Genomic DNA, 15,587 nt, shown 5'->3' on the forward strand with positions numbered 1-15,587 from the left:
CGATTTTTAAAATGAAGAAACTGTTTTTATTATTAACGATAGGAATTTTCGGTTTGGGCTGTTCACAACAAGCTCCCGAAGTTCTTAAAACAAGTTTTTCCAAAGAAGCATTAATTCAGAAGGTTGAAAATGAAGAGGGTAAAACAGTCACCATACAGCAGATCCTGGATCAGCATAAAGGAAAAGTTTTAGTGCTTGATTTCTGGGCGGGCTGGTGCAGGGATTGTTTAAAAGCGCTTCCGAAAGCCAAAGAATTAGAAGACAGCAATAAAAATATCGATTTTGTGTTCCTTTCATTAGACCGTTCCAAAGAAGGTTTTGACAAAAGCCTGGAACGATTTGATATGAAAGACAAAGAAAATTACTGGTTCGCTTCCGGCTGGAAAAATGATTTCAACAACTATATCGATCTCAACTGGATCCCGAGATACATGGTGATTGATCAGAAGTCTGCCATTGCCAAATATTACGCCATCTCGCCGGAAGATCCGGATATTCAGGCAACCATTGATCTCTTATTGAAATAAAATGACATAGGAAATGGAGACGTTAAGAAAATAAAATCTGCAAACGTTAAAAAAATTCTACTGTTTGAGCGCGACAAATTAATTGAAATGAAGAGCAGATTTTGATTCGCGCGAATTTTAGAATTTTTAGAGAACAGAATTTATTTTTAGTCGGAGTTTCCAAGTCTTGAACTTTTGTTTCTTTTGTTTCAAGACAAAAGAAATTAGCTTGAAATGAAAACATAAAATGAATCCATATCTTTGCGGTATGGATTCTTCTTTTCTCCTTCGCAAAATTATTCATGTCGATATGGACGCATTCTATGCTTCTGTAGAACAGCATGATAATCCTGCATTAAAAGGGAAAGCTATTGCAGTGGGTGGAGAGCATCGGGGAGTTGTCGCAGCGGCAAGCTACGAAGCAAGAAAGTTCGGGGTACGGTCTGCGATGCCGAGTAAAACTGCGAAAGAAAAGTGTCCGCATCTTATTTTCGTCTCACCCAGATTTCAGCGGTACAAGGAGATTTCAAGGAAAATAAGGGAGATTTTTTATGAATACACCGATCTGGTAGAGCCTTTATCATTGGATGAAGCCTATCTTGATGTCACGGAAAACAAAAAGGGAATAGAGTCTGCTAATCAGATTGCCAGGGAGATTCGCCAGAAGATTTTCGAACAGACAGGATTAACGGCTTCTGCGGGAATTTCTATCAACAAATTTTTGGCTAAAGTAGCATCAGATATTAATAAACCGAATGGCCAAAAAACCATTCATCCGGATAAGGTAGAAAGTTTTCTTGAAGAATTACCGGTCGAAAAGTTTTACGGAGTGGGGAAGGTGACGGCGAATAAAATGTTTAGCTTAGGCATTTACAAGGGAAAAGATCTGAAAAAAAGATCTGTAGAAGACCTCACAAGGATGTTCGGAAAATCCGGAGCCTATTACTATAATGTCGTTCGGGGAATTCATCATTCTGAAGTAAAGCCTCACCGGATCCAGAAAAGTGTAGCGGTAGAAAGAACCTTTTTTGAAGACCTTTTTGATGAACATCAGATCAACGAGAAATTACAAAGTCTCAGTGAAGAGCTCCAGAGCCGTCTTCAGAAAAATAATATTCTCGGACGTACGCTTACCCTGAAAATTAAATACAAAGATTTCTCCCTTTTTACAAGAAGCATCACCCGGGAAGAATATTTCTCTTCCGCAGAAGAATATTTTAATACCGGAAAACAGCTTTGGGAGCTACGCCCGTTCGACAAACCTGTTCGGTTACTCGGTTTATCCCTTTCCCAGCTCAATACTGAAGAAAAAAAACAGGTGTCGGTTCAACTAAAAATTCCGTTCAAAGAATTTGAAGACCAATAATCTCGAATATTTTCAGTAAATTGTAGTAACCAAATTTTACAATTTTATGAATGAAACGATGATTCAATACTTCCACTGGTACTCGGAAGGAGAAGGGAAACTATGGAAAGAAGCAGAAAATAACGCTCCATATCTGGCTGAATTAGGAATTACATCAGTATGGTTTCCACCCGCTTACAAAGGAACGGGAGGTGGTTGTTCTACCGGATATGATGCCTATGATCTTTTTGATCTGGGAGAATTTGATCAGAAAGAAACTATTCCCACAAAATACGGAACAAAAGACGATTATATAAAAGCCATAAAGGCTTTAAAAGGACACAACATCAAGATTATTGTTGATATCGTTCTCGGCCACAAAGCCGGAGGGGACGAACTTGAAACATTCAAGGCCCTGAAAGTAGATGAAGAAAACCGGGATAAAATAATTTCCGGCGAAATCGAGATACAGTCATACACCAAATTTACTTTTCCCGGCCGCGGAAAAAAATATTCGGACTTTGAGTGGAATTATACGTGCTTCAGTGGCGTAGACTATGCAGAAGGCATGGATTCTCATATTTTTAAAATTAAAAATGAATATGGAACCGACTGGGAAGAGATGATTGATGATGAAAAAGGAAACTATGATTATCTCATGTTTAATGATGTGGAACACCGCAATCCTTTCGTAAGAGAAGAGCTCAACAACTGGGCAAAATGGTATTTTGATCAGACAGATTTTGACGGCGTAAGGCTGGATGCCCTGAAACATATTTCATTTGATTTTTATAAAGAGTGGCTTACGCTGCTGCGTTCCAACTCCGGCAAAAATATTTTTGCGGTAGGAGAATACTGGGCTCCGGGATATCTGGGTCTTCTTCAGAAATATATTGATGTGACGGAGGGTTGTATGAGCCTTTTCGACAGCTCATTACAGAATAATTTCCATACCGCTTCCAATGAAGGGGATTCTTATGATCTCCGCAGAATCTTTGATGAAACGCTTACCCAGGCCGATCCGCTGCATTCAGTGAGCCTGGTTGATAATCACGATACCCAGCCTTTACAGGATCTTGAAGCACCGGTAGAACAATGGTTTAAACCATTGGCGTATGCATTAATTTTACTTCGTCAGGACGGATATCCATGTGTATTTTATCCGGATTTGTACGGAGCGCATTACGTTGATAAAGACAGGGAAGGGAATGACCAGGAAATATTTCTGGATAAGGTAGACGGTATCGAGGAGTTGCTGAAAGCCAGAAAAGATCATGCGTACGGAGAGCAGCGGGATTATTTTGAAGACGCCAATTGCCTCGGATGGGTTCGTGAAGGAGATGATGAACATTCGGGATGTGCGGTTGTGCTCAGCAATAAAGAGGCCTATGAAAAGCCTATGGAAATGGGCGAAAGATACATCGGGAAAACCTTCTATGATGTATTGGGAAGATTTGAAGATAAAGTTACAATCGATGAAAATGGCTGGGGAAATTTCCCTGTTCCTGCAGGGAACGTAAGTGTCTGGATCGAAGAGTAGCCTTGTAACTGCAAGCCAACAATATTTATAATGATCATCCGTAAGTTTTGTCATGTACGGCAAGAGTATAAAAGCTGTGTTGAATGACAAACCTTGCGGATATTTTTTAGGATGAATCCGTTTAATTCTTAACTTTTTTAAGCTTAAGGATTTCAGGCCTTTCTGAATCTTCTGAGATTGATCCGGATCTCGCAAATTCTGCCCAGAGCGCCCGAAGCTTTTTCCCGTTTTCCTGAATATATTCCCATGGAACATCTTTCAGCAGCTCTGCTGATTGCCAGGCTTCCTTGTTTTCAAATAACAGAGGCAGATCTACACAGTGCGATGCGCCGATGTTATTGCTCTTTAGGGTAGACCGAATAACAAACTGGTATACATTTCCGCCACCGGCTGCAAGATTTTCTGCAAACGCCTTGGCCGGTTTTTCATAGATTGACGCCGTAGTTTTTCTTACAATCTTATTCAGAATTCTTTGGGGTAGATAAGTATAAATGCCTGTTTGCGAGGTTTTCACGTAAAAAGCCGTTTCATCCTGATTGGAGCCTATTAAAACATCATACTTCTTTGCATTTTGTTTCCAGTTCGGCATGGTTTCTTCTTCCTGGCATAACGGAGGATGGCCATATTGCGTGCAGAATGGCATGGAGGTCTTCAATCCGTATTTTCTGAAAGAAGGTAAAAAAGTGCGATATCCTGCTACCATCTTAAGCGCATCGGGTTCATCTTTTAAAATATCCGTCTTGAGGAAAAACTCATGGGACATCTTTTGCCTGTTGATCCTGAATCCCAGCGGAGCACTATGGATAATCACATGGCGGAATAAATTTTCCGTTTCTTCCGAGATCATGAGATGTGCAATGGCATCACCTCCGGATGACTGTCCGAACAGGGTAATGTTTTCAGGATCTCCGCCAAAGTCGCGGATGTATTGTTTTATCCATTGGAGAGCGGCAATCATATCATACAATCCCAGGTTGGCCGGCCTTTCTTCACTACCTCCCAAAAAACCGAAAAGCCCGAGCCGGTACGATACCGAAACAACAATAATGTGCTGTTCCTTTACCCACACGGAAGGATCAGACGTGGGAAGATCACCGCATCCGATTTCATAGGAGCCACCATGAATCCAGACGATAACGGGAAGCTTTTCGTTTTCATTAAAGTGTTCGGGACGTGTAATGGTAAGAAACTGCGGGGATTCATCCGGTTCAAACTGTTCCACATCTGTTTTCTGGATCAGCCTGTCCAGCAGAGGACTTACATTTTGTGGGCATACCGGGGTTTTATCCGGAATTTCATCATGCTCCGGATATGGTAAGGGTTCCGGCTTTTTAAATCTTTGAGAGCGGGCATAGCGAATACTTTTCGCCCTGATGACCCCATTTCCCTTTAATGCCGGAATGGTTCCGAAAGAAGTATGAAAGGTATGGATTTTCTTGTGTTGCTGTGTTGTCATCCAACAAAATTATGATTACCTTAAATGTAGCAATTAATCTTTTTTAAGCCAAAAAAATACTTAATATCTTATCCTACTGAGATAATTATTGCAACGCTTTGTATGCGGTAGGAGATACTCCTGTTTTACTTTTGAATAATCTGGTGAAATGCTGCGGATACCTGAAACCAAGGTCATAAGAAATTTCACTGATGGATCTTGAAGGATCGGTGATCTGCCGTTTTGCGGCATCAATAAGCTTATTATGAATAAATTCCTGTGCCGAAATGCCAAGCTCCTTTTTCATGACATCTCCGAAATAATTGGCTGACAGGTTAAGCTGTTCAGCAAAATAATGAACCATAGGAAAACCGATGGTCCTGGGTTTTTCAGAGTTCAGATAGTCATCCAGTAATGTTTCGAATTTTCCTATCACGCCGCGGTTGATATGGTCCCTCGTGATGAACTGGCGGTCATAAAAACGCATGCAGTAATTGAGGAAAAGTTCAATGTTGTTAACGATCAGGGACTTGCTGTGCTTGTCAATAGCCTGTTCCAGCTCAAGCTGTATGTTTTTAAAGCAATCCAGGATGATTTCTCTTTCTTTTTCGGAAAGGTGTAGGGCTTCGTGAACTTCATAAGAGAAGAAATTATAATCACCAATCGTAGTGCCCAGGCTGGTCCCTTTGATCAGGTCCGGATGGAACAGCAGTGCAAAACCTGCAGGCTGTATAGGATTTCCGTCATTCGTTATTCCGTACTCCTGTTCCGGGGCAATGAAGACCAGCGTTCCTTCCTGGTAGTCGTAGTTATGTTTTCCGTAAAACAGATCTCCACACAGGACATCCTTCAAAAAGACGGTATAAAAGCCGAAGGCTCTCCTGAACTGGCAGACAGGGCCGGATCTGGAAAAATCAATGATACTCACCAAAGGATGCAGCGTATCATGGTTTACCATTTTATTGTATTCGGAAATACTTTCGATAAAATTAACCTGATCTTTCATATATTTAATTCTTCAGAAACCAAAATTACCATATTTAAGGCGCAGATTTTGCGGTCACGGTAAAATTGGTATATCATTCTGTAATTTATATAAGCTTAATTCATCATAAACATACGATTTTTGCCATAACATTATTAATTTTAGTACAAACTTAAATACGATATGAATACATTCACAGTAAAAGCGTTCGGTGCAGAATCCAACACTGCGGACCTGGCCGAAATGAATATTGAAAGAAGAGAAGTAACCCCTAAAGATATTGAGATTGAAATCCTGTATTGCGGAGTATGCCATTCTGATCTTCATACGGCAAGAAACGACTGGGGAGGATCCATGTATCCCGTTGTTCCGGGGCATGAAATTGTAGGGAGAATTACCAATGTCGGTAGTGAAGTTTCCAAATTTAAAGTGGGAGATCTTGCGGCAGTAGGGTGTATGGTGGATTCCTGCGGAGAATGCGAGAGCTGTAAACATGATCTGGAGCAATATTGCCAGAAGGGGTTTACAGGAACGTACAACGGAAAAGACAAACATCTGGGAGGCCAAACATTCGGAGGGTATTCCCAGAAAGTGGTGGTAGATGAAGGTTTCGTTCTCAGCGTTCCGGAAAACCTTGATCTTGCTGCAGTGGCACCGTTGCTTTGTGCAGGAATTACCACATGGTCTCCTCTACGACACTGGAACGTAGGTCCGGATTCTAAAGTCGCCGTAGTGGGATTAGGCGGGTTAGGACATATGGCCATTAAACTGGCTAAAGGATTGGGTGCTGAGGTCACCCTGTTTTCCCGTACACCCGGTAAATCCGAAGATGCCAGAACGTTGGGCGCGGATCATGTAGTGATTTCAACTGAACAGGAACAGATGGATGCGGTAAGGGGTAAGTTTGATGTAATTATTGATACCGTTCCCTATGAGCATGATATCAACCCTTATATGCAGACCGTGGCATTAAACGGTACTTTAGTTCTTGTAGGTTTTGTGGGAGAATTCCAGGAAACCGAACCCAGCACAAGACCGTTGATTTTCCAGCGCCGTTCCGTAGCAGGATCACTGATTGGCGGTATCGCTGAAACCCAGGAGTTGCTGGATTTCTGTGGCGAACACAATATCGTTTCAGACATTGAGCTAATCAAAATGAGCGAAATCAATGAGGCTTATGAAAGAATGCTGAAAAGCGATGTGAAATACCGTTTTGTAATTGATATGCAGTCTTTGTAATGATTGACAGGATATTTTAAAAGAACTCTCTCCGGAGAGTTTTTTTTATGCGGCATATCTGCGGAAGCTCTTTCTATCTGCCACAGGGTGAGTGTACGAAACTAAGGAGTTATAAAACAGATCATTGTAATTTCGTTGTTTCAATTATTTATCTATCTTTGTAAGAGAAAACAGTCAAATCCCGGGCTGTTTTTAAACACACAATGAAGACACCCGTGATGAATACAGTACAGTTTCCCTCGTTCCTGCGTTTCTGCGCAAGGATGATAGGGGTGCTGCTATTCTTTTCCGGGATTCCACAGTTCTTCCAGGCCTCTTCTCCGCCGGATTCCGTTATTTTTATTTCAGAAGACAGCTTCCTGCATGGAGATTCAGCGGTATATGTGATGAAAGCGGAACGAAGAAACGTAGACATAAGCCTTAGAAAGAAAGGCAAAACAGACACATCTTTACAGGGCGTTTCTGCTTCCCTGGCCTCTCCTCAAAAATATCATGTGAATCAGCATGTTCCGGCAATGTACAGAAACAGCCCGGAAGGCAGATTGTTTTTTGGAAATGCAGATGGCTCTTCATCCATAGCTGTTCCGGTAGATCCTCCTTCTTTCAGGAAACATCATAAAACGGCAGTCTCTGTGGTTTGGAACGTTCTTCTGCCACTCTGCCTGAAAGACAATCTCATCCATATAGCAATATACCCTTTTCGGGTTTCAAAGACCATAGCCTGCCATCTCAGCAGACCTCCTCCTGTTCGGTATTCTTTTACCGGCTGTAATCATGAATAATTTGTAACCAATAAAAAAATAACAAACAAAAACATATTTTAAATAACACACGATGAAGAAACTTATCATACTCCCTGTTTTACTAGTAAGCTCAGCTTTTTTTGCGCAGGTTGGAATCAATACAATACGTCCTCAATCTACATTGGATATCGTAGCCAAAACAACAGACGGAAGCAGGCCGGAAGGTCTTATTGCTCCGAGGTTAACCGGTGATCAGCTGAAAGCCGGCGACGCACAGTACGGATCTGCACAGAAAGGTGCCATTATTTATGTAACCACCGTACCCAGCGCTCCGGGCGGCAAAACAGCAGATATTACCAAAGAAGGCTATTATTTTTTCAATGGAAGCAAATGGCAGGAAATAGGGAGTGGTGCAGGAGATACCACGAATGATGCCTGGATCAATGACACCGGCACCGGCATGGTAAAGCTGGGCAGCCAGGCGGATGGTACGGCAAGAGCCGCCGGAACAGATTTCGTAATAAAGGATAATGGTGCTGTAGGTATCGGAACGGGTGCTCCTGATGCCAGCGCAGCGCTGGATATTACCTCTGTCAGCAAAGGGGTGCTCATCCCGAGAGTAGCATTAGCAAGCGCTACGGATGTAGTGACGATACCATCTCCTGCAACAGGATTGCTGGCCTATAACACGGGTGCCGGTACGCTCACCTATAAAGGCTTTGTATTCTGGAATGGTAAGGAATGGAGGAAAATAGATAATACCACCACGGTAAATCCTGTTATTACAGGTTTGAACTGCAACACGGCATTTATTACTCCGGCCGCATTTGCTGCAGGTACCGCCTATTCCGGGACTTTAACGGTTTACTATTCCGGGGGAAACGGGGGAAGCTATTCCGGCGGGACAACCTTTACCCAGAACGGTCTTACGTTCACTTTAGATGAGGGTACGCTTAACAAAGGGAACGGGTATATTACCTATTCAGTGACGGGAACCCCCAACTTTAGCTCCCCAACAACCATAACGGTACCGGTAAACTTCCTGGGTTTCAGCTGTAACGCAACGATCGGGCAAAATACCACGCCTTTCGTGATCGGTGAAATAAGATCCGCGATCATCACGGTACCGGTATCGAAATTTTTATCGAAGGGCGGAAGCAGGGGATTAATGACCGGAAAAGCAGTGAACAATACCACCACCATTAACCGAAGGGCTGCCTACGAAGAAACAACAGCCGCTCAGAAGGCAGATTTTATCTTTATTAATGGATTAAGGATGGATTTTATTGAAAGCTGGTACAGAGATGGAGATACCAGTCCGAAGTTGTACAACAGTACTTCATCCCCTGTTAATTATAATGTATCTTCCCTGTCTACCAATGATTCTTATGTGAATGGCGTGGATACCACTATTGCATCTGGTTATTACAGCTATAATATTGATGGCGATGATAATTTCAGTACCGCGATCGGGCAGGGAGAATATGTTAACGCAATGCTTACGTTTCCAAATAAAGAATGGTATAACTGTACCTGGCATGCCAGGAGGGATGGTACCAATTATTATTTCTATTTTACGGCACAGCGTTTAAAATAATCGGGTGTCGAAGGATTATACAGTAAGCCGGAGCCTGCACAGGTGATGGAACTGTAAAGTATTTAATTAAATAAAAATTACGAGCCAAGCTCACTTAACAACAAACAAACCAACAACAATGAAAAATATAATTACCCTGGCTGTATCTTTGTTCAGCCTTACCATATTTGCGCAAGTGGGGATCAATAACAATACCCCGAAAGCCACTTTAGACATTACGGCACAGACCACCAACGGCAGCAAGCCGGAGGGGCTTTTGCCGCCAAGGTTAACCGGCGACCAGATCCAGGCCGGGGATGCGCAGTACACTGCTGCACAGGCAGGGATTATTATTTATGCCACAGCCGCAGCTACCGCACCCAGTACTAAGACTGCCAATATTACGGCCGCAGGATATTATTTCTATGACGGCAGTGCATGGCAGAAATTGACTGGAGCAACCGGAGATACCACCAATGATGCCTGGGTGAATGACACCGGCAATACGATGGTAAAGGTAGGAACCAATGCAGACGGTACTGCAAGAGCTGTCGGAACGGATGTAGTGGTAAAGGACAATGGTAATCTAGGTATCGGTGTTACTTCACCTGGATCAAAATTACAAGTCAATGGCTCCCTTGGAACTAATTATGTAAATGTAACATCATCCACTTATACTTTGACTGCAAATGATTACTATATAAATTATAATGGTAGTTCCGACGCTGTCTTTACATTGCCAACAGGTTTATCGGCTTCGTGTAATTGTAAGGGTAGAGCTTATGAAATTGTCAATAATACAATATATAATATTACAATAAATGCAGCTTCTTCGGAAAGTATTAACAGCAATACAAGCTTTATAATTTCAGCTAAAACTGTAGCAAAAATTGTCAACACTAATGCAGCTTCAGGAAATACTTGGACGAATGTCTATTATAGTCCAATAGAGTTTTCTCCAAATCAAGGTTCTATTATATTAAAAACCTTATATAATTCTGCATTATCAGATGTTAATAAGACCGTAAGAATTGGACGATTTGAAGTTCGTATCAATAATAATGTTCCTGAATATCGATTAAATTATCCCCCATCTGCCAGTATAGTAATATATAGAAGTATAGAAGAAAACTGGCAAGGGAGCGGATATTATTCCGATACGCTTAGTCACACCTTTACAACATCAAATTGGAGTACTTATCAACCTTTGGGATTTGGTACAGGTGACGGAATCAGTTATACAGAGAAAAACACCTTTTGGCTTGCCTATCCAGGAGATTCAACACTCGTAAAAGTAGAAGTTTTATCTATGGGTAATGGTTCAGCATCCACGACATATGGAATAATATGTACACAATTTTAAATTAATACAATAACACCGATATCGCGGATTTGTAATCTGTGATCAGCTACCAGCAAACTTTCAGGGTTTTGAAAACCCTGAAGGATTTAAAGAAACAAAAATTATAACAATATGAGCCAAGCTCACCTTAACACCAAACAACCAACAACAATGAAAAATATCATTACCCTGGCTGTATCTTTATTCAGCCTTACCATATTTGCGCAAGTGGGGATCAATAACAATACCCCGAAAGCTACTTTAGACATTATGGCACAGACCACCAACGGCAGCAAGCCGGAGGGGCTTTTGCCGCCGAGATTAACCGGTGACCAGATCCAAGCCGGGGATGCGCAGTACAATGTTGCACAGGCAGGGATTATTATTTATGCCACGGCCGCCGCTACCGCACCCAGCACTAAGACTGCCAATATTACGGCCGCAGGATATTATTTCTATGACGGCAGTGCATGGCAAAAGATTACAAGCGGTGCGGCAGTAGGAGATGCTACTACCACGGCGAAAGGAATTGTACAGTTGGCAGGAGACCTATCCGGGACAGCTGCCTCTCCCGCTATTGCCGCAGATGCAGTAACCTCAGCTAAGATCTTAGACGGTACGGTGGCCAATGCAGATCTTGCAACCGGTACGGGCGGTATCTACAAAGGCAGTGGTTCTCTATCCGGAAATACTACGGTAACCCAAGGCGCCAATACACTGGCTTTCACCTCTACGGCAACCAATGGCTTTTCAGTAGACGGAACCACGCTTTCGGTAGATGCGGCGAATAACAGGGTAGGGGTAGGAACAACCAGTCCCTCTACAACGTTGGATGTCAATGGTAATGTAAGAATAGGAACAGCAGCCAGTTCTGCCGGATCTACGAATGTAGCAACTTTAGTAAGAGATAATACGACAGGAGAAATTAAAATAGCAAGTTCTTCTTCCGGAAATACTTCTAACATTACTTATATAAGATATGTATTATCAAATGTTCAACAGGATTGGGTAAGTAACTTTAATACCAATATTCCTACAAGCCAATATACTGTAGTGGTAGTTGGAAGTAGCTTCAGTGTTAATACTATTAATTCGGGTGCAAGTGGCGTATATAACCCTTTGATTTTAAATGCATATCAGTCCGGAGGTACGTGGAGATTACAAGCCGACTATGACGGTGGAACAACATCAAGTAATGGTACATGGACAATATATTGTTTAGTTATTAATAATTCTATTGTCAAAACGCTTCCTGATGTAACCGTTAATCTTGGAGGTCTAAATTCGGGTTCGGCTTCAATTCCTTCTGGTTTATAGAGAATAACTTAATCTAATTGTCCGATATCGCGGATTTGTAATCCGTGATCAACTACCAGCAAACTTTCAGGGTTTTGAAACCCTGAAGGTTTTATAAAAGCAATCAAAGAATTATTATCATAAGATACAGTTCAATATTCAACAGCAGCGCATGCACGTGCGCTGCTTTCATCAACCATTTAATATTAACCCTTTAACAAATGAAAAACAAAGATGTTTAAAAAATTATTTCTTTTATTAACGCTTTCAGCAGCGTTTACCGCAAAAAGCCAGATCACAAATCCGGCACCTTATTGTGCATGCACCTATTTTTCCGGTTATAATATGTTCAAGGACATTACCATCGGCGGAGTAACCCTTTCGTTTGGGAGTTTAGGAACGTACGGAACAGCCAATACGTATAAATATTTTAATACAACCGTCTTCGGAGACCTTACCAAATCAGGGAACAATACCATTACCATTAATCCGTATACGACACCGGACTTTGAGCCTATTTATTTTGCACTGTGGATAGACTATGACCACAGCAATACTTTTGAAACCTCTGAGATTGTACTGCAGAACAGCAATACCATCAATGCTGCGCTTCCTGCTTTTTCTCAGACCGCCGTTCCTCTTACAAGAACTTTTACCGTTCCCGGTACGGCACTTACAGGAATTACACGGGCAAGACTCGTAAGAACGCAGGCGAGCTATCCTTATAGCAGTTCCGTAGTTTTAAGCCCCTGTTCCAATGGAAGTTTTGGATCGTTCGGAAATCCATATGACTTTAATGTCAATATTGTAACGTCATTATCAACAGCGGAAGCTGCCGTAAAAAACAGCTTCAGAATTTATCCTAATCCTGCCCATGATTTTATCATGATCGATACCAGCAGAAAGATTACTCAAGCCACGCTGTTCAGTGCCGAAGGAAAACAGGTAAAAAGCTATCCTAGTGCAAACCGTCTTGATGTTTCTTCTCTACAGCCCGGCGAATATATACTGGAAGTCTATTATAAGGACGGTACTTCGGCTTCACAGAAAGTGCTTATTGCAAAATAAAAAGGAACAGAACTGTAAAGTTATCCTGCCGGTACAGTATCATACCCAGTCGGGTAGTTTAACCATAAATAGAATAATCCCTAAAAATAACAATCGATGCTTAAAAAATTACTTCTTTTATTAACGCTTTCAGCAGCATTCACAGCGAAAAGCCAGATCACTCTGGTCAATCCACAGCCTGATTTTTCTTTTACCGCGCAGGTTACCTCACCACAGACCAGCGCTTCACAAAACAGTATTTATCCTATCGATCTGAACAATGACGGGCTCGTAGACTATTCCTTCAGATGGGACGTTTACAACAGCAATGAATGGTACATCCATCTTCGCTCTTTTTCCGATATTTCTGATAAGATGTATGTGATCGAAAATGCCTTGTATGTAACCCCGCTGAATTTCGGTGCTGCCATCAATTCTTCCGCGGTATACAGCCTCAACTCAGACCCTTTTATCGGCAATTATTTTACGCCCAACTTCCAGAATCTGGGAAACAGATACATTGGCTTTAAAGCCACCTTCTCCGGAACGGTGTATTACGGCTGGATCCTGGTAGAGCTGGTCAACAGAACGCTTACCATAAAGGAATATGCCTTTACCACAAACTCTGCCGGGCTTACCGCAGGGCAGGGAGGAACCTTATCGGTAACGGAAACGATGCAGCGTAATGAAGGATCCGCAACATTCGCTCCCAATCCTGCGGGGTCTTCCATAACCATAGACCACAGCAGCCACACAGGGGCTGTCATAAAAATAACAGTGCATGATCTTTCCGGTAAGCTGATGATGAAACAGGAGGCACAATTTGGAAAGCCGGTGGATGTCAGCAGCCTGCAGAGCGGTACCTATTTGCTCAGGATAGAGCATGACGGGATTACTACCGTAAGAAAAATGATCAGGAAATAATAACCTGGAAAGCAGACCCATCCAAATGGATTTGCCATCCGTAAGTACATTAAGCTGTCTTAAAGACTTCACCCCGTGAGGGTTCAGATAAATCAGTAACTAACATTAAATTTTAAAACAATGCCTATTTTACACAAAATTAAAGCGTATCTCTACGACAATGTTTTAACCAAAGACAATCCCAATGATTATATCGCGAGAACCGTGAGCGAGCGTCCTCTTACGGTACAGCAGATCTGCGAAGCCGCCGTCAACAGGGGCGGCGCCGATGTCTCCGCTTCCGCGATGGCCCATGCCACGGAGCTTTTCCTGAAAGAAATGGCCTATCAGCTTTGTGACGGGTATTCTGTCAATACGGGCTACTTTACCGCCAGCACTACCATCCGCGGAGTATTCGACAGCCCTTCGGAGACTTTTAATAAGGATAAGCACAGCATCATTTTCCAGTTCAACCAGGGAGAGAAGCTCAGGGCAGAGATCCCGAATATTGAAGTCAACATCCTGGGGATCGCTGATGCTTCCACGGTGATCCTCCAGGTGAAAGATGTGAAAAGCGGCTCGGTAAACGACCTCCTGACTCCCGGAAGGAACCTCAGGATTTCCGGAAGCAAGCTCAAGGTGGCCGGAGACGATCCTGCAGTAGGAATATTCTTCACAGACACTGTTTCGCAGGCCAGCACTCAGGTAGAGGTCAGCGATATCGTCACCAATAATCCTTCTGAACTGATGGTGGTTATTCCGGCATTACCGGCAGGAACGTACCAGCTGAAGGTGGTTACCCAATTCTCGGGGAGCATGATGCTCAAAGAACCGCGTACCGCATTATTGGATAAGGTGCTGACGGTACAGTAGAGCAGAGGGTCTGCATCGGTGCATGCAGGGGGTCTGCACCGATGCATGCAGGAGGTATGCATCGACCGATGCAGAGTGTCTGCACCGTACGATGCAGACCACCCAAAGTTCGGGAACCTATTCCTGAACGTAATTTTGAAATACTCATCATGTTTTTGATTGCTCCGGCATGGGGTAAAGCGTCACTGATTTTAAGTGTTTTTTTTCAGTCCGCTTTGCAATCCCGGCCGGAGTTTTTTTTTGACAAAGAGTAGTGGTACTTGTGGCTTCTAGGGCTGCAGCCACCCGGGGACTGAGGCTCTCGAAGTCCCCGGGTGTTGTCGTTGCGAGGTGATTATTATTTTTCGCATTTGTCATCCTGAAAGGATCTCAACGAAGATTTACCTCACTAGCTTTACAAATAATACCTAAAAATTCCCAAGGAATGACAAAGAGTGATGGGTACGGGGACTGAGGCTCTCGAAGTCCACGGGTGTTGTCGTTGCAAGGTGATTATTATTTTTCGCATTTGTCATCCTGAAAGGATCTCCACGCAGATTTACCTCACTAGCTTTACGAATAATACCTAAAAATTCCCAAGGAACGACAAGGAGTGATGGGCACCGGGAACTGAGGCTCCCGAAGTCCACGGTTGTCATTTCGATAGTCACTTCGTCACTTCGAGTGTTTTTTCGCAACAAAGTGGAGAACAAATGTATCGAGAATGGAACCTGTCTTCAAAATTATAAGCTTCTCGATACGCTTTTTCAAAGCTACT

At 42.7% G+C, this 15,587-nt stretch carries 13 protein-coding genes; 11 read left to right on the forward strand and 2 right to left on the reverse strand.

Annotated elements, in window-relative coordinates:
* The first annotated feature begins 11 nt into the window (after positions 1-11).
* The 3 genes from ODE14_RS16880 to ODE14_RS16890 all read left to right on the forward strand — a co-directional run bounded on the left by ODE14_RS16880 (position 12) and on the right by ODE14_RS16890 (position 3,391).
* Positions 12-527, forward strand: a complete 516-nt coding sequence (locus ODE14_RS16880) for a TlpA family protein disulfide reductase (protein ID WP_263602246.1) — start codon at positions 12-14, stop codon at positions 525-527.
* A 247-nt stretch (positions 528-774) separates the two neighbouring features.
* A complete protein-coding gene (gene dinB, locus ODE14_RS16885; RefSeq protein ID WP_263603851.1) occupies positions 775-1,872 on the forward strand; it encodes a DNA polymerase IV in 1,098 nt (365 codons plus the stop codon).
* Positions 1,873-1,918: 46 nt separating this feature from the next.
* On the forward strand, positions 1,919-3,391 hold the full coding sequence (locus tag ODE14_RS16890; RefSeq protein ID WP_263602247.1) for an alpha-amylase: 1,473 nt from the start codon (positions 1,919-1,921) through the stop codon (positions 3,389-3,391).
* Positions 3,392-3,512: 121 nt separating this feature from the next.
* Here the strand turns inward: ODE14_RS16890 and ODE14_RS16895 are convergent, their stop codons facing one another.
* Positions 3,513-4,847 (reverse strand): carboxylesterase family protein, encoded by a 1,335-nt coding sequence (locus ODE14_RS16895; protein WP_263602248.1) that lies wholly within the window; start codon positions 4,845-4,847, stop codon positions 3,513-3,515.
* Positions 4,848-4,932: 85 nt separating this feature from the next.
* On the reverse strand, positions 4,933-5,832 hold the full coding sequence (locus ODE14_RS16900) for a helix-turn-helix domain-containing protein (protein WP_263602249.1): 900 nt from the start codon (positions 5,830-5,832) through the stop codon (positions 4,933-4,935).
* 162 nt (positions 5,833-5,994) lie between these two features.
* Here ODE14_RS16900 and ODE14_RS16905 point away from each other — a divergent pair, with 162 nt between their 5' ends.
* The 8 genes from ODE14_RS16905 to ODE14_RS16940 all read left to right on the forward strand — a co-directional run bounded on the left by ODE14_RS16905 (position 5,995) and on the right by ODE14_RS16940 (position 14,830).
* A complete protein-coding gene (locus tag ODE14_RS16905; RefSeq protein WP_263602250.1) occupies positions 5,995-7,050 on the forward strand; it encodes an NAD(P)-dependent alcohol dehydrogenase in 1,056 nt (351 codons plus the stop codon).
* A 203-nt stretch (positions 7,051-7,253) separates the two neighbouring features.
* On the forward strand, positions 7,254-7,832 hold the full coding sequence (locus tag ODE14_RS16910; RefSeq protein WP_263602251.1) for a hypothetical protein: 579 nt from the start codon (positions 7,254-7,256) through the stop codon (positions 7,830-7,832).
* 52 nt (positions 7,833-7,884) lie between these two features.
* Positions 7,885-9,390: a hypothetical protein gene (locus ODE14_RS16915; RefSeq protein ID WP_263602252.1), complete on the forward strand. Its 1,506-nt coding sequence runs from the start codon at positions 7,885-7,887 to the stop codon at positions 9,388-9,390.
* Positions 9,391-9,508: 118 nt separating this feature from the next.
* Positions 9,509-10,732: a hypothetical protein gene (locus tag ODE14_RS16920; RefSeq protein ID WP_263602253.1), complete on the forward strand. Its 1,224-nt coding sequence runs from the start codon at positions 9,509-9,511 to the stop codon at positions 10,730-10,732.
* Positions 10,733-10,843: 111 nt separating this feature from the next.
* On the forward strand, positions 10,844-12,028 hold the full coding sequence (locus tag ODE14_RS16925) for a hypothetical protein (RefSeq protein ID WP_263602254.1): 1,185 nt from the start codon (positions 10,844-10,846) through the stop codon (positions 12,026-12,028).
* Positions 12,029-12,241: 213 nt separating this feature from the next.
* Positions 12,242-13,075 carry a T9SS type A sorting domain-containing protein gene (locus ODE14_RS16930; RefSeq protein ID WP_263602255.1) on the forward strand — a complete coding sequence of 278 codons (834 nt, stop codon included), beginning with the start codon at positions 12,242-12,244 and terminating at the stop codon, positions 13,073-13,075.
* 96 nt (positions 13,076-13,171) lie between these two features.
* Entirely contained in the window at positions 13,172-13,978 is an 807-nt protein-coding gene (locus tag ODE14_RS16935) for a T9SS type A sorting domain-containing protein (protein WP_263602256.1), read from the forward strand.
* Between the two features lie 120 nt (positions 13,979-14,098).
* Positions 14,099-14,830: a DNA-binding domain-containing protein gene (locus ODE14_RS16940; protein WP_263602257.1), complete on the forward strand. Its 732-nt coding sequence runs from the start codon at positions 14,099-14,101 to the stop codon at positions 14,828-14,830.
* Positions 14,831-15,587 lie beyond the last annotated feature (757 nt).

This window comes from Chryseobacterium sp. PET-29, assembly GCF_025736815.1.
Lineage (GTDB): Bacteria > Bacteroidota > Bacteroidia > Flavobacteriales > Weeksellaceae > Chryseobacterium > Chryseobacterium nepalense.